This window comes from Microbacterium sediminicola, from assembly GCF_039531125.1.
Taxonomy (GTDB): Bacteria; Actinomycetota; Actinomycetes; order Actinomycetales; family Microbacteriaceae; genus Microbacterium; species Microbacterium sediminicola.
Map to the genome: position 1 here is coordinate 824,305 of NZ_BAAAPL010000002.1, position 24,328 is coordinate 848,632.

At 66.6% G+C, this 24,328-nt stretch carries 27 protein-coding genes; 17 read left to right on the plus strand and 10 right to left on the minus strand.

Annotation, left to right across the window (positions count from 1 at the left end):
* The first annotated feature begins 75 nt into the window (after window positions 1-75).
* From ABD206_RS12465 to ABD206_RS12480, 4 genes are read left to right on the plus strand one after another with little or no spacing between them, the layout of a single operon-like run.
* On the plus strand, window positions 76-993 hold the full coding sequence (locus ABD206_RS12465) for a hypothetical protein (RefSeq protein ID WP_344073057.1): 918 nt from the start codon (window positions 76-78) through the stop codon (window positions 991-993).
* On the plus strand, window positions 990-1,460 hold the full coding sequence (locus tag ABD206_RS12470; RefSeq protein ID WP_344073059.1) for a Rieske 2Fe-2S domain-containing protein: 471 nt from the start codon (window positions 990-992) through the stop codon (window positions 1,458-1,460). Before ABD206_RS12465 ends, ABD206_RS12470 begins: the two co-directional genes overlap by 4 nt.
* A 6-nt stretch (window positions 1,461-1,466) precedes the next feature.
* The gene (locus tag ABD206_RS12475) at window positions 1,467-2,531 is read left to right on the plus strand and encodes an aromatic ring-hydroxylating dioxygenase subunit alpha (protein WP_344073061.1); all 1,065 of its coding nucleotides are present in this window, start codon (window positions 1,467-1,469) and stop codon (window positions 2,529-2,531) included.
* Window positions 2,528-3,493 (plus strand): PDR/VanB family oxidoreductase, encoded by a 966-nt coding sequence (locus ABD206_RS12480; RefSeq protein WP_344073063.1) that lies wholly within the window; start codon window positions 2,528-2,530, stop codon window positions 3,491-3,493. Before ABD206_RS12475 ends, ABD206_RS12480 begins: the two co-directional genes overlap by 4 nt.
* A 78-nt stretch (window positions 3,494-3,571) precedes the next feature.
* On the opposite strand, the gene ABD206_RS12485 is transcribed toward ABD206_RS12480, so the two are convergent.
* The 4 genes from ABD206_RS12485 to ABD206_RS12500 form a co-directional block, all read right to left on the minus strand.
* Window positions 3,572-3,991 (minus strand): OsmC family protein, encoded by a 420-nt coding sequence (locus tag ABD206_RS12485; protein WP_344073065.1) that lies wholly within the window; start codon window positions 3,989-3,991, stop codon window positions 3,572-3,574.
* Window positions 3,992-4,141: 150 nt separating this feature from the next.
* A complete protein-coding gene (locus tag ABD206_RS12490; protein ID WP_344073067.1) occupies window positions 4,142-4,507 on the minus strand; it encodes a carboxymuconolactone decarboxylase family protein in 366 nt (121 codons plus the stop codon).
* Window positions 4,508-4,665: 158 nt separating this feature from the next.
* Window positions 4,666-5,055 carry a DUF2510 domain-containing protein gene (locus ABD206_RS12495; protein WP_344073069.1) on the minus strand — a complete coding sequence of 130 codons (390 nt, stop codon included), beginning with the start codon at window positions 5,053-5,055 and terminating at the stop codon, window positions 4,666-4,668.
* Window positions 5,056-5,102: 47 nt separating this feature from the next.
* Window positions 5,103-5,810 carry a LysR substrate-binding domain-containing protein gene (locus ABD206_RS12500; protein ID WP_344073071.1) on the minus strand — a complete coding sequence of 236 codons (708 nt, stop codon included), beginning with the start codon at window positions 5,808-5,810 and terminating at the stop codon, window positions 5,103-5,105.
* Between ABD206_RS12500 and ABD206_RS12505 the strand changes: the two genes are divergently transcribed.
* Entirely contained in the window at window positions 5,738-6,394 is a 657-nt protein-coding gene (locus ABD206_RS12505; protein WP_344073559.1) for an SDR family NAD(P)-dependent oxidoreductase, read from the plus strand. The two genes, ABD206_RS12500 and ABD206_RS12505, sit on opposite strands and share 73 nt — an antisense overlap.
* A gap of 18 nt (window positions 6,395-6,412) precedes the next feature.
* On the opposite strand, the gene ABD206_RS12510 is transcribed toward ABD206_RS12505, so the two are convergent.
* From ABD206_RS12510 to ABD206_RS12525, 4 genes are read right to left on the minus strand one after another with little or no spacing between them, the layout of a single operon-like run.
* Complete coding sequence (locus ABD206_RS12510) at window positions 6,413-7,045, minus strand: biotin transporter BioY (RefSeq protein ID WP_344073073.1); 633 nt, start codon at window positions 7,043-7,045, stop codon at window positions 6,413-6,415.
* Between the two features lie 43 nt (window positions 7,046-7,088).
* The gene (gene accC / locus ABD206_RS12515) at window positions 7,089-8,450 is read right to left on the minus strand and encodes an acetyl-CoA carboxylase biotin carboxylase subunit (RefSeq protein ID WP_344073075.1); all 1,362 of its coding nucleotides are present in this window, start codon (window positions 8,448-8,450) and stop codon (window positions 7,089-7,091) included.
* Window positions 8,443-8,937 (minus strand): acetyl-CoA carboxylase biotin carboxyl carrier protein, encoded by a 495-nt coding sequence (gene accB / locus ABD206_RS12520; protein WP_344073077.1) that lies wholly within the window; start codon window positions 8,935-8,937, stop codon window positions 8,443-8,445. The genes accC and accB overlap by 8 nt, the downstream gene beginning before the upstream one ends.
* A complete protein-coding gene (locus ABD206_RS12525; protein ID WP_344073081.1) occupies window positions 8,927-10,471 on the minus strand; it encodes a pyruvate carboxylase subunit B in 1,545 nt (514 codons plus the stop codon). Before ABD206_RS12525 ends, accB begins: the two co-directional genes overlap by 11 nt.
* Window positions 10,472-10,616: 145 nt before the next feature.
* Here ABD206_RS12525 and ABD206_RS12530 point away from each other — a divergent pair, with 145 nt between their 5' ends.
* A complete protein-coding gene (locus tag ABD206_RS12530) occupies window positions 10,617-11,372 on the plus strand; it encodes an IclR family transcriptional regulator (RefSeq protein WP_344073083.1) in 756 nt (251 codons plus the stop codon).
* On the opposite strand, the gene ABD206_RS12535 is transcribed toward ABD206_RS12530, so the two are convergent.
* Entirely contained in the window at window positions 11,365-12,072 is a 708-nt protein-coding gene (locus ABD206_RS12535) for a tyrosine-protein phosphatase (protein ID WP_344073085.1), read from the minus strand. The two genes, ABD206_RS12530 and ABD206_RS12535, sit on opposite strands and share 8 nt — an antisense overlap.
* 114 nt (window positions 12,073-12,186) lie before the next feature.
* Here ABD206_RS12535 and ABD206_RS12540 point away from each other — a divergent pair, with 114 nt between their 5' ends.
* The 11 genes from ABD206_RS12540 (at window position 12,187) to ABD206_RS12590 (ending at window position 23,648) form a co-directional block, all read left to right on the plus strand.
* A complete protein-coding gene (locus tag ABD206_RS12540) occupies window positions 12,187-12,783 on the plus strand; it encodes a TetR/AcrR family transcriptional regulator (protein WP_344073087.1) in 597 nt (198 codons plus the stop codon).
* Between the two features lie 192 nt (window positions 12,784-12,975).
* Entirely contained in the window at window positions 12,976-14,976 is a 2,001-nt protein-coding gene (locus ABD206_RS12545) for a DUF7064 domain-containing protein (protein WP_344073090.1), read from the plus strand.
* A gap of 85 nt (window positions 14,977-15,061) precedes the next feature.
* Window positions 15,062-16,192, plus strand: a complete 1,131-nt coding sequence (locus ABD206_RS12550) for an oxygenase MpaB family protein (protein ID WP_344073092.1) — start codon at window positions 15,062-15,064, stop codon at window positions 16,190-16,192.
* Between the two features lie 41 nt (window positions 16,193-16,233).
* Complete coding sequence (locus ABD206_RS12555; protein ID WP_344073094.1) at window positions 16,234-16,530, plus strand: hypothetical protein; 297 nt, start codon at window positions 16,234-16,236, stop codon at window positions 16,528-16,530.
* A gap of 29 nt (window positions 16,531-16,559) precedes the next feature.
* The gene (locus tag ABD206_RS12560) at window positions 16,560-17,981 is read left to right on the plus strand and encodes an aldehyde dehydrogenase family protein (RefSeq protein ID WP_344073096.1); all 1,422 of its coding nucleotides are present in this window, start codon (window positions 16,560-16,562) and stop codon (window positions 17,979-17,981) included.
* 14 nt (window positions 17,982-17,995) lie between these two features.
* Window positions 17,996-19,420 carry an aldehyde dehydrogenase family protein gene (locus ABD206_RS12565; protein ID WP_344073098.1) on the plus strand — a complete coding sequence of 475 codons (1,425 nt, stop codon included), beginning with the start codon at window positions 17,996-17,998 and terminating at the stop codon, window positions 19,418-19,420.
* 47 nt (window positions 19,421-19,467) lie between these two features.
* Complete coding sequence (locus ABD206_RS12570; RefSeq protein WP_344073101.1) at window positions 19,468-20,742, plus strand: cytochrome P450; 1,275 nt, start codon at window positions 19,468-19,470, stop codon at window positions 20,740-20,742.
* A gap of 14 nt (window positions 20,743-20,756) precedes the next feature.
* Window positions 20,757-20,963: a ferredoxin gene (locus ABD206_RS12575; RefSeq protein ID WP_344073103.1), complete on the plus strand. Its 207-nt coding sequence runs from the start codon at window positions 20,757-20,759 to the stop codon at window positions 20,961-20,963.
* Window positions 20,963-22,177: an NAD(P)/FAD-dependent oxidoreductase gene (locus tag ABD206_RS12580; protein ID WP_344073105.1), complete on the plus strand. Its 1,215-nt coding sequence runs from the start codon at window positions 20,963-20,965 to the stop codon at window positions 22,175-22,177. The genes ABD206_RS12575 and ABD206_RS12580 overlap by 1 nt, the downstream gene beginning before the upstream one ends.
* A gap of 2 nt (window positions 22,178-22,179) precedes the next feature.
* Window positions 22,180-23,271, plus strand: a complete 1,092-nt coding sequence (locus tag ABD206_RS12585; RefSeq protein WP_344073107.1) for an NAD(P)-dependent alcohol dehydrogenase — start codon at window positions 22,180-22,182, stop codon at window positions 23,269-23,271.
* On the plus strand, window positions 23,268-23,648 hold the full coding sequence (locus ABD206_RS12590) for an HtaA domain-containing protein (RefSeq protein ID WP_344073109.1): 381 nt from the start codon (window positions 23,268-23,270) through the stop codon (window positions 23,646-23,648). Before ABD206_RS12585 ends, ABD206_RS12590 begins: the two co-directional genes overlap by 4 nt.
* On the opposite strand, the gene ABD206_RS12595 is transcribed toward ABD206_RS12590, so the two are convergent.
* Window positions 23,635-24,291 (minus strand): TetR/AcrR family transcriptional regulator, encoded by a 657-nt coding sequence (locus tag ABD206_RS12595; protein WP_344073111.1) that lies wholly within the window; start codon window positions 24,289-24,291, stop codon window positions 23,635-23,637. The genes ABD206_RS12590 and ABD206_RS12595 overlap by 14 nt on opposite strands.
* Between the last annotated feature and the right edge of the window lie 37 nt (window positions 24,292-24,328).

Consider the following 24,328-nt stretch of genomic DNA (forward strand, 5'->3'; position numbering starts at 1 on the left):
GCTCTTACTGAACGCGTGAAGTATACGCAGATACTTAATGCGCGAAGTGTTTCCCACGATTCTGGAGGTGCGCGAGTGGTCGACATCACACCCGTCCTGCTCGACAACGACGACCCCCGCCTGCGGCGCGCGTGGCATCCGATCGGACGCAGCAAGGACATCGGGAACGAGGCGTGGACGACGCAGCTGCTCGGCTCGCCCGTGAGTGTGCGTCGCGCCGGGACCCGCGCGTGGCAGGGGCATGGCGAACCGGCGGATGCCGCCGACCCGATCGAGATCCTCGACGACTCGGCGTTCGAGGTGTGCGAGCAGTACGGCCTGGTCTGGGCGGCGCTCGAACCGCCGATCGCCCCGATCCCGGACTACCCCGAGTGGTTCGACGAGACGTACCAGTCCGATGTCCTGACGCGTCAGACACATGTCGCGGCGGGCATCGTCATCGACAACTTCCTCGACGTCACCCACTTCTCCTACCTGCACCGGCAGTCGTTCGGGCGGGCACGCCCGGTGACGGACGACGGCTACAGCATCATCGCCCGTGGAGATTTCGTGCAGCTCGAGCACGACGCGATCCTGCAGGAAGGCCGCCGCAACAGCGACGGGGGGTTCGGGGAGCGTCGCATCGCGACCTACACCTTCTGGCCGCCCTACATCTGCCACCTGCAGATGTACTTCCCCTCGGACGGTGCTCGTGCAGCCGCGACGATCGTGTGCCAGCCGGAGTCGGCGACATCCACCCGTGTCTTCGTGACAGTGATCGTGCCGCGCACGGACCCCGGACTCGACGACCAGGTCACGTTCTCGCGACAGGTCCTCGACGAGGACCTCATCATCGTGTCGAGGATGCCCGACCCACGCCTGTGCCTCACCGTGCGCGCCGAGTTCCACACGCGCGCCGACCGGGCCAGTGTCGAGATGCGCCGCACCCTGCTCGACTTCCTCGAGGAGTGCGGGCTGGCTCAGGCCGCTGACCGACAGGAGGTGCTCGCATGAGCGCCGACGCCGCCCTCGTCGACACGGGCACCGAGACCGCCGGCTGGGTGCCGCTGGTCGAGCTCGCCGAGATCGAGCGATCCGCTCCGATCCCGGTACCGGTCACCGCCCTCGGGTCGCCCTGGGCGCTCGTGATCCTCGACGGCGAGGTCAGAGCCCTCTACGACGTGTGCCCCCACCGTCGCGTCCCGCTGTCGGCCGGCAAGGTCGCCCCGGGTCCGGACGGCGCCGAGGTGCTGGAATGCGGCTACCACGGCTGGTCGTACGGCGCCTCGGGCGCGTGCGCGCGCATCCCCGCGCTCGGCGAGAACGTCGTGCCCCGGGGTATGGGCAGTGTCGCCGTGCTGACCACCGCGGTCGCCGACGGCGTCGTCTGGGGCACCACCGATGCCGCCCCGGGTCCCCTCCCCGACCGCACTGACCGCACCGAATTTCCCGCACAACAGCTCGACGACGAAGAAAGGTAGACGACCATGCTCGTCAGCCAGGTTCCTGCTCTCAAAGAGTTCTGGTACATCGTGGCCTACTCGGCCGACATCACCAACAAGCCCGCCCGGGTGCGCCTGCTGGGTGACGACTACGTCATCTGGCGTGGCCGCAAGGGCCTGGTCGGGGCAGCGCTCGACGAGTGCCCCCACCGTGGCTCGCGCCTCTCTCAGGGATGGGTCGAGAACGGCGACATCGTCTGCCCGTACCACGGCTGGTCCTTCGACCCCAGCGGCGCCTGCACCCGCATCCCGCAGAACGACGACGACAAGCCGATCCCGCCGCGCGCCCGCGCCCTGTCGGTGCTGGTGCAGGAGAAGTACGGCTTCGTGTGGGTCTGCCCCGGGATGCCGCGCGCGAACATCCCCGAGCTTCCCGAGGCCGAGGACCCCGAGTACACCGTGATCTACGAGATCCTCGAGCACTGGAACGCCTCGGCCCCGCGCATCGTCGACAACGCGCTGGATGTCTCGCACGTCGCCTGGACGCACAAGAACACGATCGGCGACTCGTCCGCGCCCAAGATGAACAACATGGTCGTCAAGCGTGACGGTCACCACCTCTCCTCGCGCGTGACCTACCGTGCGCGCGTCACCGATGCGCTGCGCAAGAACATCGGTCTGGAGGGGGAGTACACCGAGCGTGTCACCAACTCCGAGCTGATCCAGCCGTTCGTCTTCCGTGACCGCATGGAGTACGAGAACGGCGTCAACCACGTCCTCATGAAGGTGGCGACGCCGATCGACGACGAGAACACCCTGTTCTGCCAGTTCATCGCCCGCAACGACAACCCCGACGCAGAGAAGCAGGCCGGGATTGTCGCGCTGGACCGTCAGATCCAGGACGAGGACCGCAACCTGCTGCAGTCGATCCGTCCCGAGTTCCCGCTCGAGATCCAGACCGAGATGCACACGCGCACCGACCGGATGACGGTCGAGTACCGCAAGATCCTCGCCGAGCTCGCCGAGGAGAGCTCGATGGTGCCGCCGGACCGCGTCTGGGCGACGCCGTTCCTGCAGGCCGCGCGTGTTGAGGCGCAGGCGCAGCGATGAGTCTTGACACCGCGATCCCCGGGCGGGTGGTGATCGACGCCGTCGTGGATGACCGCGTGCGGGTGGCCGATGAGGTCATCGCGCTCACGATCCGTGCGCTCGACGAGGATCTTCCCCTGTGGGAGCCCGGCGCGCACCTGGACATCGAGCTGCCCGGTGGTCTCATCCGTCAGTACTCGCTGTTCGGGGACCCCGCCGACCGTCGGCGTCTGCGGATCGCGGTGCTGCGCGAGCAGGAGAGCCGCGGTGGATCCGAAGCCGTGCACGCTCTCGAGGTCGGAACACCGGTCACGGTTCGCGCCGTGCGCAATCACTTCCCGCTCGCTCCGGCGCCCGAGTACGTCTTCGTCGCCGGAGGCATCGGCATCGTGCCCCTGCTGCCGATGATCGAAGCCGCCGAGCGTGAGGGTAGGCCCTGGCAGCTGCACTACTCGGGGCGCGCGACCTCGTCCATGGCATACGCGGACGTGCTGCGCGACACCCACGGCATGGCGGTGTCGCTGTATGCGAGCGAGTCCGGCGAGCGCGCGGACATCGAGGGACTGATCGCCGGGGCTGCTGCGGATGCCGGGCTGTACTGTTGCGGTCCGGCGCGCTTGACGGAGGCCTTCGAGCAGGCGTGCGTTGCGGCGGGCAAGCAGGGCAACATCGAGCGCTTCGCCGCGGCTGCAGACGCGAGTGCCGACATCCTGCGCCCCGATGACGAGCCCTTCGACGTGCACCTCGCGCGCACCGGCGTGACCGTGACGGTCGAGCCCGGGCAGACGATCCTGGCCGCGGCCGAGGACGCCGGCGGCGACGTGTTCGGCTCGTGCGAGGAGGGCATCTGCGGTACGTGCGAGACGCGCGTGATCGAGGGCGATGTCGACCACCGCGACTCGGTCCTGTGCGGTCGCGACACGGGCACGATGATGATCTGCGTCTCGCGCTCGCTCAGCCGGCGGCTGGTGATCGACGCGTAGGTTCGCGGGGGATAACGCGTGAGACACAGGGAAGAGGCCGAGGCGAATCGCCTCGGCCTCTTCCCTGTGTCTTGTGGATCAGGCCGGGACGATATCGATCGATCGCACGGCGCCGTGGTCGATCGTGTGCCCGATGGTGCACAGGCGTTCGATCGCCCGCTGTGCGCGCGTGACCAGCGCGTCGACCTCTTCGGCGGAGAGCGAGCTCATGTCGGCCTGGATCGTGGCGCCGACCGTTTCATAGCGGTTGTCCTCGGCATGCGTGCTGCCGTTGACGCCGACTGTCGCTGAGAAGTCCGAGCCCAGCTTGCTCGCCAGGGTGTGGTCGGCCGAGAGACTCGCGCACGCGGCGAGGGCGAGTTGCAGCAGCTCGCCCGGAGCGAATGCCCCCGCGGTCCCCGGCGTGCCGACACGCACCTCTGCACCGCGCTCATTGCGTGCGATGTACGAGTGCGTTCCCAGACGTTCGAGACCGAGTGCTGATGTGGAGTCGGACATGACCCTCCCTCTGTCATCCTCACGGTGAGGATGGTGGACATATGGAGAGTGCAACCCATGCCGCATGCTTGCTATTCCGGCGGCGATGGTGATCGCAAGAAAGCGGGGACCGACGGAATCATGTCCGTCGGTCCCCGCTTTCTCGGTGGATCAGGCGAGTGCGGGCTCCGCGTTGGCCGCGAGGAACTGGGCCAGGGCGGTCTGCGCCTCGCCTCCGTAGACGACCGAAGGGCCACCGCCCATGAGGATCGCGACACCGATGGTCTCGTTCACCTGGGCTGCGGTCGCGCCGGCCTTCAGAGCGTCCTTCACGTGGCAGGCGATGCAGCCTTCGCAGCGGATGGCGATGGCGATCGCGAGCGCCATGAGCTCCTTGGTCGCGGCGTCCAGTGCACCGTCGGCGAGTGCCTTGTGGTGCAGGTTCGCGAAGGCGCTCACAGTGCCGGGGATCTCGGTGCTGAGCGACTTCATGCCGTTCATGACCTCTGCTTCGATGGCGACGAAGTTCTTGGACATGATGTTTCCTTTCCTCTGTGCCATCGCGTGGGTGGCTATGTCTTCGATCCCTCTGGTGTCTGATGCTCTGTGGGGATCAACTGACTTCAGATTAGGCAGTTATGGTCAGACCACATAGGGACCTTGGTCCGTGCGGCCACCCGGCCTCCAACGGCGCGCTACGTGAGCTTCTCGAACACCATCGTCGCCTGAATGCGGTCGCCTCCGCCGAATCCAGTGCTTCCCGACGACGCGGTGCTGATCGTGTGGAGCCGGTAGCCGAGCGCAGCCTGCGTGTTGATCACCCGCTCGAGCTCGGTGAGGTTGCCGGACCCCGTGCCGAAGAACTTCTCCTTCAGGACGACCTGCAGCACCACGTAGCTCATGCCCGTCGGAGCAGGTCGGGGCTGGGCTCCCGCCACCGCGTCGGCCTGTGCGCGGTTGATCATCCCGCCGAGCCCCGGCTCTTTCGGTGCGGGAGGCTGAAACTGATCTGTCCATTGGGTGCCGTCCCACCACCGCATAGCTCCGGAGCCATCGTCGTACCACCCCGCCTGTGCGTCGGCCATGTCATCCCCCTGTTCGTGTGTGAAGGCGGGTCCAGATTGGCCCGCAGTCAGCGCCCAGCTGCGACGCGTGTCTCGGGGATGCTATCGCCGTGGATCACGAAGAAACGGCCTGAGGAGCCTTCGATGGCGTGTGCGACGGTCGCGTACAGCCAGTCGAGCGCTGCCATGTGCTGCGTCGTCGCCCGTCGATAGAGCGCGACATCCACCGGCGCCATGTCGAACGGCAGCGGTCGTACAGCCAACGGCCACGTGGCGGCCCACCCCTCGCCGATCGTGTCCGGGACCGTCGCGATGAGCGCGCGACTCGCGGCGATCACGGGCGGCAGGGTGGTCACATGTCGGAGGGACACGGTCGGCTCGATCGCGAGGCCCGCGCGCCGCTGTGCCATCGACAGCAGGGGCGCACCGGAGTCCTCTCTCGCGACGACGTGTTCGGCGCCCGCGTACGCGTCCAGATCCATGGGAGCGTCGGCGAGGGGATTGCTCTCCGACATCACTACTGCGTACCGCTGCGATTTCAGGATGCGGCGTTCGAAGCGGCCAGGAATGGTTGCGGTTGTCACGGCGAGATCCACGATTCCCCGGGCCAGCCACTCGGGCAGGGCGTCGACGTCGAGGGCGACGACCTCCACCCGAACGTGGGGGGCTCGAGCGCGCAGAGCCGACAGGATCGCGGGGAGCCATCCGATCTCGCCCAGCTCGGACAGCGCGATGCGCACCGTCCGGCGGGAATCCGCCGGGTCGAAGGTGTGCACTTCATCGATGGTGCGATCGATGCGCGCGATCGCGTCGCGAAACCCCGGATAGCCAGTCGGACTTCGGTGGTCTGCACCTCGCATTCAACAACGCCGGCATCACAGGCCGGCAGGGACCGATCGGCGACTATGACGACTCCGACGGCTTCGCGTCCTACCGGCAGCTGATGGCGGTCAATCTCGACTCGGTGTTCTATGGCATGCGGTACGAGATGCCGGCGATGATCGCCTCCGGAGGGGGCGCGATTGTGAACAACTCATCGATCCTGGGCCTCGTGGGTGAGTCGCAGGTCGCGGCCTACACGGCGGCCAAGCACGGTGTCGCCGGAATGACCAAGTCCGCCGCGGCGAGCTACGCCGCCCAGGGCATCCGAGTGAACTCCGTACACCCGGGTTACATCGAGACCCCGCTGCTGGCTGCGATGCCGCGCGAGGCATATGAGGAACTTGTGGCGAAGCATCCGATCGGTCGATTGGGAGAGCCCGAAGAGGTGGCGAACCTCGTGGTCTTCCTGCTGAGCGACGCGGCAAGCTTCATGACGGGGTCCCAGGTGGTCGTCGACGGCGGCTTCACCGCGGTCTGACGACCACCCGCGCCGGGTCTACTGCCGCTTCGCGCGATCGACGGCCTTCGTGAGCTTCCACGCCGCCGGGACGAGGAGGGCGGCGAAGCCCGCCTTGATCAGACCCGGGACGATGAACGGCAGGACGCCGGCGGCCATCACGCTGCCGAGGGTGATCTCCTGCCCGAGCACGGTGGCCAGGATCAGCGCCATGTAGGGGACGCCGATGAGGAAGGGGATCGCCGTGGCTGCGGCGAATCCGACGAAGGCCAGAATCGGGTTGCGATCCCAGGCGCGCTCGGCGAACCATCCCGCGACGAAGGCGGCGGGGATGAAGCCGAGGATGAAGCCGAACGACGGCGACAGCACATAGGCGGGGCCGGCGGCGATGCCGGCGAACACCGGAAGACCGGCGAGGCCGGCGAGCATGTAGGTCGTCAGTGCTGCGGCGCCGCGTCGTGCACCGAGCGCCGCGCCGACGACGATGACGCCGAGAGTCTGTCCGGTGATCGGCACGGGACCGATGAAGAACGAGACCTTGGCAAGCAGGGCGACGACGATCACGCCGGTGATCACGAGACCGGTATCGACGGCGAACGCCCGCGTTCGGCTCGAAGGACGGGCGACGAGGTCCGCGAGCACGCGACGCTGCGGGGTGGTGGCGAGAGACATGGGGCTCTCCTTTCGTAGTGGTGGGGATGGGAAGGTGTGCTGGTCAGCCCACCCGGGCGGCGAGCAGCTCGGCGACGAACGCGGTGTTGAAGTGCCCGTGGGAGAACTTCGTGCTGCGAAGGATCTCCTTGTGGAAGTCGGCGGTGGTGATGATGCCATCGACCACCAGCTCGTCGAGGGCACGGATCGCCCGCTCGATAGCTTCGTCGCGGTCGTTGCCCCAGCAGATGAGCTTGCCGATCATTGAGTCGTAGAACGGGGGGATCGCGTACCCGGCCTGGACGTGAGAGTCCAACCGCACGCCGAAGCCGCCGGGAGCGCGGAACGCGCCCACGACCCCGGGGCTGGGGGCGAAGCCGTTCTGGGGGTCTTCGGCGTTGATGCGGCACTCGATCGCGTGCCCGTTCAGACGTACGTCGTCCTGGGTCAGCGTGATCGGCTGTCCGCCGGCGATCTGCAGCTGCATCTTGATGAGATCGAGCCCGGTCACCATCTCCGTCACCGGGTGCTCGACCTGGATGCGGGTGTTCATCTCGATGAAGTAGTAGGTGCGATCGATGTTGTCGAAGACGAACTCGACCGTGCCGGCGTTCCGATAGCCGACCTCGCGACACAAGGCCGTTGCCGCCTCGGAGAGACCCCGGCGCAGGGTGTCGTCCAAGGCCGGCGAGGGGGATTCCTCGATCAGCTTCTGGTTTCGCCGCTGCGCCGTGCAGTCGCGTTCGCCGAGGTGCAGGACGGTCTCGCCGTCGGAGATCACCTGGATCTCGATGTGGCGGATGTCGGTGAGGTAGCGCTCGATATAGACGGACGGGTCACCGAACGCGGTCTCGGCCTCGGACATGATCTCGGCGAGGTCGCGCTCGAGCGTCTCCGCGGTCTCGACGACCCGCATGCCGCGGCCGCCGCCGCCGGCTGCTGCCTTGATCAGCATCGGGTACCCCACCTCGTTCGCGATCGCGAGTGCCTCGCGGTACTCGCTGACCGCGCCGACGGAGCCGGGCACGGTGGGAACGCCCGCGCGGCGGGCGATCTTCTTCGCCTCGATCTTGTCGCCCATGCGACGGATCACATCGGATGCCGGGCCGACGAAGGTAACGCCTTCGTCCTCGCACAGGGCGGCGAAGTCGGCGTTCTCCGACAGGAACCCGTAGCCGGGATGGATCGCATCCACCTTGTAGGCGAGTGCGGCGCTGATCACGGCCTGCGCGTTGCGGTAGCTCTGCGCCACCTGAGCCGGACCGATGCAGACCGCCTGGTCGGCGAGCTGCACGGGCAGGGACTGCGCGTCCGCCTCGGAGTAGGCGAGCACGCTCTTGATCCCCAGCTCTTTGCAGGCCCGGATGACGCGCAGGGCGATTTCGCCGCGGTTGGCGATGAGGACGCTCTTCAGGGGCTCAGTCATTGCGCGTGATGACCATCAGCGGCTGACCGTACTCGACCGCCTGCTCGTTGTCGACGAGGATGCGCGAGACGGTGCCCGCGACCGAGGCCTCGACGTTGTTCATCAGCTTCATGACCTCGACGATGCACAGCACCGACCCCACCTCGACCTGGTCGCCGACGCTGACGAACGTGGGTGCGCCGGGCTTGGGTGAGGCGTAGAACATGCCGACCATCGGGGCCTTCACGAGAACCTCCTTGGGGCCGAGCTCGGCGCCGGCGGGAGTTGCGGTTGCGGGCGGAGCCGCGACCGTGGGGGCGGCCGGTGCGGGGGCGACCGGTGTCGGCGCCGCGGCGACGGCTGCCTTCGAGCCCGTCGACTGGCGGTCGCGGGAGATGAACAGGTCCACGTCGCCGAAGGTGATCGACAGCTCGCGAACGTCGTCGGTCATGTTGACCCAGTCGATGATCGCTCGCAGCTCGGCGAGGTCGGGTGAGTTATGCGACATTTTCGCTGTCTCCTCTTTCGATGCGAATGGTGAGTTCTCCGGCGCTCAGCGTCCGCGTCCCGGTCGGGAGCTTCTGGTAGAGCGTCTTGATGAGTGAGAGATAGGGGCCGGACATCTCGTCGGGGTTCCCGCCCGCAGCGACGGTCCGCTTCATCTCATCCACCTGCGAGCCGGCGAACATCGCGCGCAGCAGCAGTGTGTCGATGTCCTCGTCCGGGTACTGCTCGCGCAGCGTCGGAAGCAGGGGAGGGATTGTCGTCGGCGGTTCGAGCGGAATGTCGGAGGGGCCGTTGGCGATGATCTTCTCGCGGATCTCGGGGTCGATCTCCGCGAGCAGCTCGCCGTAGTAGCCGAGGGCGTACTTCTTGATCTCGTTCGGGACCGCGGAGTACCGATCGCCCGTGATGACATTCATGACCGCCTGCACGCCCACGAACTGCGCGAAGGGCGTGATCATGATCGGGTAGGCCAACTCGTTGCGGACCCGTGCGACCTCGACCAGAAGATCGTCGTAGCGGTCGGAGAGTCCCGCCGTCTCCAGCTGTGAGCGGAAGTTGGCGAGCATGCCGCCCGGGATCTGGTGCATATAGTGCACGCCGTTGTATTCGACCGGTGCGCCGAGGGGCTTGCCCTCGGTCTCGGCGATCGTGACCAGCTCGCGGCTGATGGCATCCACCTCATCGAGGTCGACGTTCACCTGGTATCCGAGCGCCCGCAGATCGCGGACGAGGGTCTGCGTCGAGGGCTGGGCGTTCCCCGTGGCCAGCGGCCAGATGGAGGTGTGGATCTGGTCGGCGCCGAGCTCGACCGCCTCGAGGTAGACGAGCGGCGCGAGTCCGGTCAGCGAGTGGGTGTGCACCTCGAGGGTGCGGTCGCCGATCGCGTCCTTCAGAGCCGGAACGAGCGTTCGGATGCGGTCCGGGGTGAGCAGTCCTGCCGCGTCTTTCAGCATGATCGCGTCGACGTCGGCTCGTTCGATGAGCTCGCGCGCCCTCGTGATGAACAGCTCGTCGGTGTGCACGGGGCTCTCGGAGAACGAGACCGCGCCGAAGGTGGACGCGCCGAGCTCCTTTGCGCGGATCAGGCCCGGAACGATGTTGTCCATGTCGTTCAGGCCGTCGAACGACCCGATGACGCGGAAGCCGTTCGCGTAGAGCCGCTCGACCCAGGCCATGATCACGTCGTCCGGGAGGAAGTCGAACGCGGCGATGTTGCGCGAGCGGATCAGGGCCCGCAGCTTCGTGTGGGGCATGTGCTCGTGCGCGAGGCGCACCCGCTCCCACGGATCCTCCTTGAGGTAGCGGACGGCGACATCGAACTGAATGGGCGCGACCAGGTCGACCTGCTCGAAGCCCGCCCGGTCGTAGTGCTCGGCCATCGAGACGATGTGGTCGGTGCGCATGCGCGTCGCCCAGAGGCTCTGGTGCCCGTCGCGCAGCGAGGTCTCGACGATCTTGATCTCGCGGCGGCTGTTCGCCGGCCTTCCGCCCCCGCTCATCACCGAGGTGATGGACTCCGTGTTGGTCGGTGACATGACTTCCTCTGCTCGTTGACGTCGGCTGTGCGAACGGGCTCGAGAAGACCCCTCTGCATCGGAATCTTGCGAATCTCGATGTCTGTGCCCCGTTGCGTCATCGACATTACGCGCGCCAGGAGCAAAAGCAACTAGAATAGTTTGCGTGGAGCGCAAAGTAGAACCCATCCAGTCCGTCAGCCGCGCGCTGACGCTCATGACGCTCGTTCTGGACGAGGGCTCGGTGAACGTGACGGAGGCGGCCTCGGCACTCGACGTCAACGTGTCGACGGCATACCGGCTGCTCGCGACGCTGGCCATGCAGGACTTCGTGGAGCGCGGCGCGGACAAGCGCTACTCCGTCGGGCCCGCGCTGCGCGTCGACCACGCGGCCTTCCCTCAGCCCTCGCTCGTCATGCGCCTTCGGCCGGCGCTGGAGCGACTGTACGAGCGCACGGACGAGACCGTCCACATCGCGACCTTGGCCGGGACGCAGATCCAGCATCTGGACGGCATCGAAGCGACGTCGCACTCGCTGCGGTTCGGTCTGCGGGTCGGCGTCTGGCTACCGGCTCACCGCACGTCCGCGGGAAAGGCGCTGCTGGCCGAGCTGACGGATGAGGAGATCGACGCGCGCTACCGGATGGCCATGGCCAGCCCTCGCCGCGGCCGGGTCGACGTCGACCTCGAATCGCTGCATGAGCAGATCACCGACGTGCGCGAGACGCGCATCGGGTGGAACTTCGAGGAGAGCGAGCCGGGGATCGCCGCCATGGCGATCGCGACGGGAGACCTGGGCGGCCAGCGCGCGGCGATCAGCATCTCGATGCCGATCGCGCGGTTCACCCGCGACAAGGGCGAGCGGTGGGCGGCGGAGCTGATCGAGCTTGCCGATGGTCTTTCCGCGCCTTCCGTCAGCTGACGAGCAGCTTTCGGCGCAGCGCCTCGATGGCGACGTCGTCGACACCGATCGACGCGAGGTAGCTTCTCACGTCGCCGTGCGCGCTTTCCAGCCAGGCGAAGGTGTCCCTGAGGACTGCCGGGGGCGCCTTCGCCATCACCTCGGTCAGAGGATCTGTGACCTCGACCCCGTATCCGCGCAGCTTGGCAAAGATGCCGTCGCTCCATGCGCCCGCCAGGTTCGCGGTCGTCAGGGCATAGTCCTCGAGGATCGTCTCGCGGTCGACGCCGACGGCATCCAGAGTGAGAGCGACGACCAGCCCAGTCCGGTCTTTGCCGGCGGTGCAGTGAACGAGGGCCGGGCCGGTCGCCTGTGCAACGGCGTGCATGGCAAGCGCGAGTTCGTCGCCGTGGTCGGTCAGTATCCCGCGATAGATCCGGCGAAGATCGAGTGATTCCGGGTCGAGGTTCATCCCCGCGCTCAGAATCGGATGGCGCACGTACTCCGCGTCTATGCCGTCCAGATCATCTCGACCTCCGAGTTGGAGGTCGAGATCGCTGCGCAGATCGATGATGACGCGGAGGTCGAGCTGGACTACGGCCCTTCGGCCGGGCTCGCCGAGTCGATCCAGGGCGTCGGAGCGGAACAAGCTGCCTGCCTGCACTCGACCGGGGGCGACTTCGCGGAAGTTGAAGGTTCCGGGTACGTCGAGGCGACTCATCGATTCCCTCCGAGGTGGCTGCACTCGACTTCCCTTCGGCTCGAGGCCAGATGCAGGACTGTGTCCGGCATCGAGTCGAGACTAGCCGCGCTTCGCTGGCGATACACTCCCGTAATGGCCAGGCGCAACTACCCGAAGGGTGCGGCGAAGCGCGAGGAGATCCTCGACGTCGCACTCGAGACTGTTGCCGAGAACGGGTACAACGCCGCGACCATTCGCACGATCGCCGACGCGGCCGGTCTGAGCAAGACGGGTGTCGGGCACCACTTCGCGAGCAAGCATGAGCTGCTCACCGCCGTTCTCGCGCGCCGTGATGAGTCGGGCGTCGAGGCCACGCACGACGCGGGCGTCGACCTGATCTTCGAGGTGATCCGCGAAGTTCTCGCCAGGAACGCGAAGGATACTGGGCTGACCGAGCTCTACATCCGACTTGCGGCCGAGGCCACCGACCCGCAGAACGTCGCCCACCAATTCTTCGTCGACCGCTACGAGCGCCTCGAGACTTTCGGCATCGCTGAGCTGGCCGAGTTGCAGCGCGCCGGCGGTGTGCCGCGCGATATGGACCTCCGCGTCCTCTCGGTCTTGATCTCGTCGGTGGTCGACGGGCTGCAGCTGCGTCTGCTCTACGACTCGACTCTCGACCCGGAGCCGATCGTCGATGCGTTGCGCGAGCTGCTCGCAACGGCAGCAAAGGCCGCCCCGCACTCCTGACGCGCGTAACGCCCGCATCCCTCGCAGTCTGAGAAGCGATGCTTTGCGCTGTCACGAAAAGGACAGTGTCCGGTATTGCTAAACCGGACACTGTCCTGTTATGTAGTACTACCCGTACCGAGGCGCGCGCAGCGACGAGTGCTGCCTCGAGTCGGAACGCAACGATGCGATCCAGACGAAAGGTCCGTACACATGGCTGTGGCAACCGACGAGTCCTTGCTCATCCACGATCGTTCCGAGATCACCGACGAGTGGCTCTCGCAGGTCCTCGGCACGCGAGGGCTGCGTGTCGAGGAGGTGACCGGGATCGGCACGGGGGCGATGGCGTTGACGCTGCGCGTTCGCTACTCCGGCGCCGAGAGCGGAACGGTGATTGTCAAGCTCGCCTCTGAGGACGAGTCGGTGCGCAACCTCGGACTCATGATGGGCGCCTACGTGCGCGAGGTCGCGTTCTACCAGAACATCCGTGACCACATCGTCGGCCCTCTGCCCGGGCATCACTATTCAGCACTCGATCATGCGGAGGGGTGGTTCACCCTGGTGATGCACGACGCGACAGACACGGTCCCGGGCGACCAGCTCGTCGGCGCGACCGTTGCGCAGGCGGAAATCGTGATGCGAACGCTCGCAAAAGTGCACGCGCCGGTCTGGAATGACGAGAAATTCGGGGAGATTTCGCCGTTCGCCGGGGACGACACGAACTTCATGAGCACGGCACTGCTCTCCGGGACGGTGCCGACCTTCACCGAGAAGTATGGCGATCGCTTCCCGGATGAACTCGGCGACGTGCTGCGCCGCTATGCCGCAGTCGCGGATCAGCACAATGCCGACCGCCGAGCGCCGTTCGGGCTCGTCCATGCCGATGCGCGGCTCGACAATGTGCTGTTCGGTGGCGTCGATGAGGCTTTGCTCGTCGACTGGCAGACCGTGCAGTGGGGACACGTGATGACAGACGTCTCCTACTTCCTCGGCAGCAGTCTGACGGTTGAGGAGCGCCGCGAACACGAAGCGCGCCTCGTGCGCCTCTACCACGACACGCTTATCGCCAACGGCGTGACCGACTTCGCCTGGGAGCACGCATGGGAGGAGTATCGTCGTCAGGTCTTCTGGGGAATCGCGATGCCCCTGGTCTCTGCCGTCTTCGTCGAAGGGACCGAGCGCACCGAGGAGATGTTTCTCAACTGGGCGATCCGTTCCTGCCAGCAGGCGATCGACCTCGGTTCCCTCGACCTGCTTCCGGAGCCCGAGAAAGTCGAACCGCTCCGCGTCGATCCGATCGACGAGGGCGCGCACACCACCGGCAAGGCGAAGCTCTGGAGTGAGAGCTACTACCTCGACGCGGTGAGCGATGACGGCCAGCTCGGCGTGTACACCCGCATCGGCGACACGCGGAATCTGGGCACGTCGCTCGTATCGCTCGCGCTCGTGCGTCCGGGCCACCGCCCGATCATCCTCTCTGACGCGGAAGCGCCGTTGCCGGAGTGGGCGGCGGAGGGCGTGCGGCTGACCGTCGATGCGCCGACGTACACGCTCGACTACAGCATCCCCCGTCCGGTCGACGAGTTCGTCGTGACGTTCGAGGGCGAGGCGCGGATCTACGCGGACGACGCCGCGATCCTGCGGGGCGAGGAGGGGGAGGCTGTCGCGGTCTCCGTGAAGCTGACCTGGGAACGGGATGGGGTCGACTATCGCTGGCGCCAGACGACGCGGTATGAGATCCCCTGCCGCGTGACCGGAACGATCACCATCGACGGTGAGGAGATTACCTTCGCCGGCGACGGTCAGCGCGATCACTCGTGGGGTATTCGCGACTGGTGGGGTAACGCGTGGATGTGGACGGCGTTCCGACTTGAGGACGGCGAGAAGGTCCACGCGGTCACCGTCGAAGAGACACCAGGTCTTGCGTGGGGGTACTCGCAGCAGGGTGAGGACGTCACGGAGTTGCTTTCGGGCAGGTCCGAGATCGAGGTCGGGGAGACAGGCACACTCACGCGGGCTCGCATCACGCTCAACGAAGCCCACCTGAAGTTCGACGCGGAGCCGCTGGCCTACGGCAGTCTGCGCCTGCTCGCAGAGGACGGTCGCGAGGCGCATTTCATCCGCGCGCTCGCGAAGTTCCACACCGATGACGGCCGGGACGGGATCGGCTGGATCGAGTGGGAGGACCTCAGCCGAATTCGCACGGCGGAGTGATCAGATAGCAATACAGGACACTGTCCTGTATTATCGACCACAGACCAATACAGGACAGCGTCCGGTCCAACGAGGGAGTTGAGCCATGAGCAGCATCTACGAGATCACCGAGAGGCATGAGGAGCCCGTCCTCAAGCCGATCACCGACGCCGATGTCAAGGGCGACGAGCGTCGCTGGCGCCGCGGCATGGTCCCGGTCGCGGCGGGCGAGTCGACGAAGGCGGACGGCACGCCTGACTACGGGATCTTCGGACCCGACACCGTGGTCTGGGAGGTCTTCACGAATCCGGCGATGGTGATCTTCCACCACGCCGCGCAGAAGCTCGCCCAGGATGTCTACCTGCCGATTCAGGGTGCCGTGCGCGACTATGAGCCGCTCTCGAAGAAGGCGCGAGCCGGCGTCTTCACCCTGTTCGACGCGATGGAACGGGTGACGCGCGGCGCGGGAATGCATGTTCCCCTGTGGCTCGGAGACACCCCGACCGCCGAGCACATGGCCGCGTGGCTCCACAAGATCCACACGCCACTCAAGGGTGATGTCATGGATCCCGGCCAGCCCGAGCTCGGCGGATACGACGCGGTCGGCCCGAGAGAGTCGCTGTGGGCCACGTACACCGAAATGCACCCCATGCTGTGCGCGTATGAGGCATTCGCCTTCAACGGCTGGCGTCCGCCGAAGAAGCTCCCGGCGTGGAAGCGCGACATGTTCATCGACGAGTCGTCGAAGTACGCCATCCTGCACGGCGCCGACCCGGCCGAAGTCCCGCACAGCATGGCTGAGCTCGACGCGCTGTACGCGAAGTATGCGAAGTTCTTCCAGCACAGCGACACCGTCCAGAACCAGCTCGACACCGGCGAGAGCATGCTCGAGCTGCAGAACAAGGTGGGCAAGAAGAACTGGGACAAGACCCAGATGAAGGCTCTGAAGGTCATTTACTTCGTGATCCTCGGGATGGAGCTCCCCATGTTGGGCGCCCTCCCGCGCGAATACCGCCTGGCCCACGGCCTGAGCCCGGCGAAGGCGACCTGGGCGGCCATCGCTGCCAAGCTCTTCCTGCCCGTCGCCTGGGTGCTGCAGCGCCGCTTCGTCGAACGCAAGTGGATCCGCACCCTCTGGGGTCCCGACGGCGCCCGTCTCATCGAGCACGCACGCGAGGTGCGCGCGCAGTACCTCGCTGAGCACCCCGACGCACTGACGGCGCCGCGCGGCGTCTGACCTCCCGCACCACCCCCATCCAACAAGAAAGAGAGACAAAGATGTCCACGCAGATCGGCACCTGGAACCTCACCGTCAAGGCCCCCACCGGGGCGCAGAACTTCTCGCTCCGTTTCGAAGAGGGCCCGAAGGGCTTCGTCATCGACGGTCCTGAAGGCGATGCGGAGATCCCCGTCGTCGCCTTCGACGACGACGGCGGTGTCACGTTCGAGAACGACACGCTCAAGCCCATGAAGCTTCACATGAAGTGGAACCTCCTCGTCGAGGGTGATGAGATCTCCGGCACCGTCAAGCCCGGCATGTTCCCGGCGCAGAAGGTCACTGGGACGCGCGCCTGAGCGCGGCCCGGACGACGCAAGGCCCATCGATGGTCGACACCACTGTCGCGACGTCGGCGGTCGACGCCCCCCGAGACGCGGGGGGCTCGATCGCCGACCAGGTCGCGAAGGTCCGCGCAGGGTTCGAGGCCGGCATCACCCGGCCGCTGGAGTGGCGGCGTCAGCAGCTGAACGCGCTGACCCGCCTGCTCGTCGAGAACGGGACAGCGATCGAGCAGGCGGTGCTCGCCGACCTCGGCAAGCATCCCGTCGAGGGCTACATGACCGAGATCGGCTCGGTCAAGACCGAGATCAAGCACACGCTGAAGAACCTTGCGAAGTGGACGAAGCGGCGCAAGATCCCCTTCGTCCCGACGGTCATGTCGAACGGCTTCATCCAGCGCGAGCCCCTGGGTACGGTGCTCGTCATCGCTCCGTGGAACTATCCCGTCCACCTTCTGCTCATGCCCGTCGTCGGTGCCATCGCCGCAGGGGATGCGGTCGTGATGAAGCCGAGCGAGCTCGCGCCCGCGACCAGCGACCTCATGACACGCCTCGTTCCCCGCTATCTCGACTCTCGCGCCATCGCGATCGTCGATGGCGGCGTCCCCGAGACGACGGAGTTGCTTTCACTGCCCTGGGACCACATCTTCTATACGGGCAACGGCGCGGTGGGGCGCATCGTGATGCGAGCCGCCGCCGAACATCTCACGCCTGTCACGCTCGAGCTCGGCGGAAAGTCGCCTGTCTGGGTCGACCCGTCCGCCGACATCGCCGAGACCGCGAACTGGCTGACGTGGGGCAAGTTCCTCAATACCGGTCAGACCTGTGTCGCACCCGACTACGTGCTCACCACCCCGGAGGTGCAGCCCAAGCTCGTCGAGGCGCTGAAGAAGGAGATCGCCGCACTCTACGGAGTGGACCCCGAGCGAAGCCCCGAGTACGGGCGCATCATCAACGAACGCCACACGACCCGGCTGGCGCGCCTCATCTCGGGCTCGAAGGTCGCGATCGGAGGCAAGGTGGATGTGGCCCAGCGCTACATCGCTCCGACCGTGCTGCAGGACGTGGCATTCGCTGACCCGGTGATGCAGGAGGAGATCTTCGGCCCCATCCTCCCGATCGTTCCCGTCGCCAGCGCCGAAGCGGCGATCTCCCACGTCAACGCCGGCGACAAGCCGCTCGCGATGTACCTGTTCTCGCGCGATGGTGCGCCTGTCGAGGCGTTCCTCGGCAAGACCTCGTCCGGTTCTGTTGCCATCAACGCCAACCTCATCCAGAACGGCGTCTCCACGCTGCCGTTCGGCGGGGTGGGAGCGAGCGGTATGGGGGCCTACCACGGTGAGGAGAGCGTCCGGGTGTTCAGCCACGACCGTTCCGTCGTCAACAAGGTGACGTGGTTGCCGAACTTCGTGAAGTTCAGCCAGCCGCCCTTCACCCCGAAGAAGGAGAAGCAGCTGCGCAACGCGTAGCCGCGGGGGACGACATGACCGACATCGATTCGACAGCGACAGTTGCGGATCCCGCCGCGCGCGACGGGGTGGTCGCGACCATCGCGGAACGCGTTGCCGCCGTGCGCGCAGGCTTCGCCGCGGGGGTGACGCGGCCACTCGCGTGGCGACGCGAGCAGCTCCGCGCCGTCGAGCGGATGCTGCGCGAGAACCACGAGGAACTCGAGCGCGCGATCTTCTCTGACCTCGGCAAGCCCCCGGTCGAGGGATACATGACCGAGCTCGGCCCGGTGCTCACCGAGGTCAAGATCCTGCTGAAGAACCTCGAGAAGTGGACGCGGCCCAAGCGCGTGCCGTTCATGCCGACGCTGTGGTCGAGGGGATTCATCCAGCGTGAGCCGCTGGGCACCGTCCTCGTCATCGCGCCGTGGAACTATCCCGTCGATCTGCTGTTCATGCCGGCGGTGGGAGCCATTGCCGCCGGGGATGCCGTGGTGCTCAAGCCGAGCGAGCTCGCGCCCGCCACCTCGGAGGTGCTCGCCCGCCTCGTGCCGCAGTACCTCGACCCACGCGCGTTCGCGGTGATCGAAGGTGGAGTGGCCGAGACCACGGAGCTGTTGGATCTCGCGTGGGACCACATCTTCTATACGGGCAACGGCACGGTGGGGCGCATCGTCATGGCTGCGGCCGCCAAGCACCTCACGCCCGTCACTCTCGAGCTCGGCGGCAAGTCGCCGGTGTGGATCGATCCGAGCGCCGACATCGCGAAGGCGGCGCAGTGGCTGACCTGGGGCAAGTTCCTCAACACCGGTCAGACCTGTGTTGCTCCGGACTACGTGATGACGACCCGGGAGATGCAGCCGAAGCTCGTTGCCGCGCTCAAGACCGAGATCGCGAACTTCTACGGGAATGATCCGCGCAGCAATCCCGACTACGGACGCATCGTCAACGAGCGGCACGCCGCGCGGCTGGCCGCACTCATCGACGGCGCCGAGATCGCCCTGGGAGGGGAGGTCGATGTGCAGACGCGGTATGTCGCACCGACACTGCTCGTCGACGTCGAGATGACCGACCCCGTGATGCAGGAGGAGATCTTCGGGCCGGTGCTCCCGATCGTGCCGGTCGCGGGCATCGATGCGGCGATCGCCCGCATCAACGCCGGAGACAAGCCCCTCGCCCTGTACGTGTTCTCGCAGTCCGATGGGCCGGTCGAGGCGATCCTCGATCGCACCTCGTCCGGGTCCGTCGCGATCAACGCGTCGATGATCCAGCTGGGCGTCGACACACTGCCTTTCGGCGGCGTCGGAGGCTCCGGCATGGGGTCGTACCACGGTGAGAAGTCCATCGAGATCTTCAGCCACAACCGCTCGGTGCTCAAGAAGGCGCCGGGCCCGAACCCCGCCGCGATGACGTTCCCGCCCTACACGCCGAAGAAAGAGAAGCTGCTCCGCAGCGTGTAGCGATATCTCTCTCCCCCCATTCCCGACACACACGAAAGACAAGGGCCATGCCAGCTGGACTGTTCACCAACGAGCACGCGCTCACCACCGACGTCGACATCTCGTCTTTGGCCTTCTGGTCCAAGACGTTCCAGGAGCGTGACGAGGCGTTCCAGCGCCTGCGCGACGAGGCGCCGGTCAGCTGGCACAAGCCGATGGAAGACCTCGACCTGAGCTACGAGGACCACGGTCAGGCCGGGTATTGGGCGGTCGTACGGGCGGAGGACATCTCGTATGTTTCCCAGCACCACGAGCTGTTCTCGTCGGCGAAGGGGCACACGATGCTGCATCCGAGCCGTCCCGAGATGGCCGTCGCCGCAGCCTTTCTCGATCAGGATCCGCCAGAGCACACCGCTTTCCGCAAGGTCATGAGCTCGTATTTCACGCCGAAGGCCATCGCCCGACTCAGCGACAAGATCGAGGCGCGTGCGGCGCAGATCGTCGACCGCGTCGTGGGCGCGGGCGAGATCGAGTTCGTCTCCGAGGTCTCCTCCCGGCTCCCGATGCTTACCGTCGCCGACCTGCTCGGGGTGCCGGAGGAGCACATGGAGGCCTTCCGCGAGAACGGCGACAACCTCCTCGCCCTCCAGGATCCGGATGCAGGCGAGACGGAGGAGGAGCGCATGGGCGTCGTCGCCGAGGCCTTCGGGTTCTATGCCGAGCTCGGCACCGAGATGGCGGAGGCACGGGAGAAGCATCCGACGGATGACATCATGACCGCGCTCGTGCAGGCCGACGTCAACGGCAGCAAGCTCGACATCAGCGACATCACGATGATCATGCTGCTGCTGTCGACGGCGGGGAATGACACCACCAAGCAGACGACGACCTGGTCGGTGATGAACCTTGTCCAGAACCCCGACCAGAAGGCGTGGCTCCTCGACGACTACGACGCACGGATCAACGGTGCCGTCGAAGAGATGGTGCGCTGGGCCAGCCCTGTCATCCAATTCGCGCGCACGGCGACGCGGGACATGGACTTCGGCGGTCAGCGGATCCTTGAAGGCGACAAGGTCGGCATCTTCTACTGCTCGGGAAACCGCGATGAGCGGCTCTTCGAAGATCCGTGGAAGTTCGACCTGTCACGCGCACGAAACCCGCATCTGGGATTCGGCGGCGGCGGTGTGCACTACTGCCTGGGCAACGGGGTGGCCAAGTCCCAGCTCCGCGCCCTCATGAAGAACATCCTCACCAAGCTCCCGAACATCGAGCTCGGTGAGCCCACCTGCCTCGTCAACGACTTCATCAACGGGGTCAAGACGCTTCCCGTCACCATCCGCTGAGAAAGGCGAACATCATGACCGCTTTCCGTATTGAAGTCGACCGCGGCCGCTGCACCGGCATCGGCATCTGCGAGTCGATGCGCGACGACCGGTTCGAGGTGGGGGATGACGGCACCCTCATCGTCCATGACGACGCGGTCACCGAGGCCGAGAAGGCCGAGTTCGAGAACATCGCGCTCTCGTGCCCGGCGTCGGCGCTCAAGATCGTTGCGGTGAGCTGATGACTCGACTCGTCGTCGTGGGCGCCTCGCTTGCCGGTCTGCGCGCCGTCGAAGCCGCGCGCAGGGCGGGCTTCGACGGCGAGATCGTGCTGATCGGCCAGGAGACGCATCTGCCGTATGACCGGCCGCCCCTCTCGAAGCGATACCTGGTCGGCGAAGCCGAGGCGGACTTCTGGCGCACCGAGGCAGAGCTGCGGGACGACCTGCGCGTCGACTTGCGGCTGGGTGAAACGGCGACCGCGCTCCGCCCTGAGCGTCGCGTCATCGAGACCACCGCGGGGGAGATCGGCTACGACCGCCTGATCCTCGCCACCGGCGCTGCGCCGCGCATCCTTCCGGGGCTTCCCGATCTCGAGGGAATCGTTACGCTCCGCAATCTCGAGGATGCCGATGAGCTGCGAGACCGTCTCACCCCGGGCGCGAACATCGTCGTGCTCGGGGCGGGTTTCATCGGGTCGGAGATCGCGTCGTCGGCGAGCAAGCTCGGCGCGACTGCGACCGTTATCGAGGGGGCCCCGGTTCCGCTCGTGCGCGCCGTGGGGGAGGTCGTCGGCGCCGCGCTCGCCGAGCTCCACCCGCGCAACGGCACCAGGTTGGAACTCGCGACGACCATCAGCGAGTACCGCGGCGAAGGCGGCCGCCTCACCGAGGTCGTGCTCTCGACCGGAGAGGTTCTCCCGGCAGATCTCGTGGTGATTGGCATCGGCGCGGCCCCGGCGACGTCGTGGCTCGAAGGCTCCGGCATCGAGCTTCATCCGCGCGATCGCGGCGTCGTCTGCGACGTCGCCCTGCGCACGTCGCTTCCCGACGTGTGGGCCGCGGGCGACATCGTCCACTGGCCCAACGCCGTCTACGACCAGAGCATGCGGCTCGAGAACTGGACCAACGCCTCGGACCAGGGCCTGCGGGCGGGCGCGAATGCCGCGGATCCCACGCACGCCGACGAGTACCAGACGGTCCCGTACTTCTGGTCCGACTGGTACGGCCACCGCATCCAATTCGTCGGGGTCGCATCGGGCGAGGTCGAATTCATCAGCGGCTCCCCCGACGACGACAGGTTCGTCGCGATCTTCGTCGACGGCGACCGTGTGATCGCGGCCGCCACGGTGAACGAGCCGCGCAAGATCATGAAGCTGCGCCGACTCATCGCAGAGCGCGGCGACCGGAGCGGCGCACTCGCCATCGTCCATCCTGAACTCGTCACGAAGGAGTGACCGTGACCACCACGACAACCGCCGCCGTCCTGCGCGATCCCGAGAGCCCGTTCTCGTTCGAGGAGGTGGCCCTCGCCGATCTCGGCCCGACCGAGATCCTCGTCGACCTCGTGAGCGTCGGCTTCTGCCACACCGACGTCGTCGCCCGGGGCATGGCCGCCTACGTGCTTCCGGCCATCCTCGGCCACGAGGGTGCGGGCACTGTCGCCGCTGTCGGGTCCGATGTCGACCGCGTCGCGGTCGGTGACGCCGTGGTGCTGTCGTTCGCCTCGTGCGGTGCGTGCGATCAGTGCCTCTCGGGGACGCCCTCGTACTGTGCGCTGTTCACGCCGCTCAACATGTCGGCGCGAAATCTCGACGGCACTGTCTCTGCGACAGATGCCGACGGCAACGAGATCGCCAATCGCTGGTTCGGGCAGTCCTCGTTCGCCACGCGTGCGATCGTCGATCAGAACAGCGCGGTGCGGGTCGCGCCGGATGTCGATCTGACGAAGGTCGGTCCCCTCGGATGCGGCATCCAGACCGGTGCCGGCACGGTGCTGCGCGCGATGGACCTGCAGCCGGGACAGTCGATCGTGGTCTTCGGCGCCGGAGCCGTCGGGCTTGCCGCCGTGCTCGGCGCGAAGCTGGCGGGTGCTGCCGACATCGTGGCGGTGGATCTCCACCAGTCGCGGCTCGACCTCGCCCTCGAACTCGGCGCGACCCGCGTCGTGCTCGGAAGCGACCGCAGGCTCGTCGAGAAGATCACGGATGACGGACCCGGCCTCGATTTCGCTCTGGACACCACCGGCGTCTCATCCGTGATGGAAGCCGCGATCGACTCCGTCGGACCCGGTGGCGCGGTCATGCTCGTGGCAGCGAGTGAGGCGGGGCTGTCGCTGCACCCGACGCAGCTGACGGGGAAGACCATCTCGTACGTTCTCGAGGGCGCGGCCGACCCGCAGGAATTCATTCCCTACCTGGTCGAGAAGTGGCAGGCCGGGGAGTTCCCCTTCGACAGGCTCATCAGGACCTACCCCTTCGACCAGATCGACAAGGCCGAGGCCGATTCGCACTCGGGGGACGCGATCAAGCCCGTGCTCCTCTTCTCATGACCGATGCATTGGTCTGGGCCGTCAAGACGTCGTTTGTCGACTATGTCGAGGCGCTGGGCGAGATCGAGGTGATCGCACCTGCGACACGGGAGGACGACGGCGCGTTCCGATTTCCCGCTGCAGCCGATCGGGACGGGTACCGGGGGTCCGTCGCCTTCCGGGCGCACCACGGCGCGATGGATGTCGTCTTCCGCGACCCACGGGTGACGGCATCCGAGCTCAGCGTGGAGTACGACGACCACGGACGTGAGCAGGGGCGGATCGTGGTGGCCGACATCGCCGACGGGAACGCGGTTCTTGCCGCAACCGGGGCCGTCGTCTTCGACTTCACCTACCCGATCGGCACCGCTCTGGCGCCGATCATCAGCGGGCGGTGACGGCCGAGGTCGCGATCTCGCTGATGTGTTCGGGGCTCAGGTCGAGCAGTTCGCAGATCATGAGAAGCCGGAATCGCGCCTCGCGCGCGGTGAGAAATCCTGCACTCGAGCGCGAAGAGACCTGATCTGCGACTTCGATGATGAGGTCGAGGATCGGGAGCTGATCGGCGGAGAACGGCCCGGCGTCGGTGATGAGGTGCTGCAGGAACTCGTCGCGCAGCTGCTCGATGACGTCGCGGATGTCGCGGCTTGCCACATAGCCCGCTCCGCGCACTGCCTCGATCAGCGACTGTTCGGTGTGCTCTCGACGTTGGTTCTCGAGGAGGAAGCCGGCAACGCGCTCGGATGCCTTCCCCTCGTGGAAGAGGATGCGCGATGGGTCGGCCGCCAACTCGCGCCGCCGGTGCACCGCGACCGCGAGGATCAGCCACTGCTTCGAGGGGAAGTACCGGTAGATCGTCGAGAGTGCCACGCCGGTGCGCCGTGACAGCTCCTTCATCTGCAGCGCATCATCGCCGCCGGACTCGAGCAGCGACTTCGCCTCGGCGATGAGCGTGGCATAGCGCTGGCGCTGTGCCGGCGTCGACGGCTGCGACGCCGACGGCAGCTGCTCGGTGCGCGGTGCGAAACGAGGGATGCTCACCTCGTCATCATGCCAAAGCGTTCGTGCTCCTTCTTCT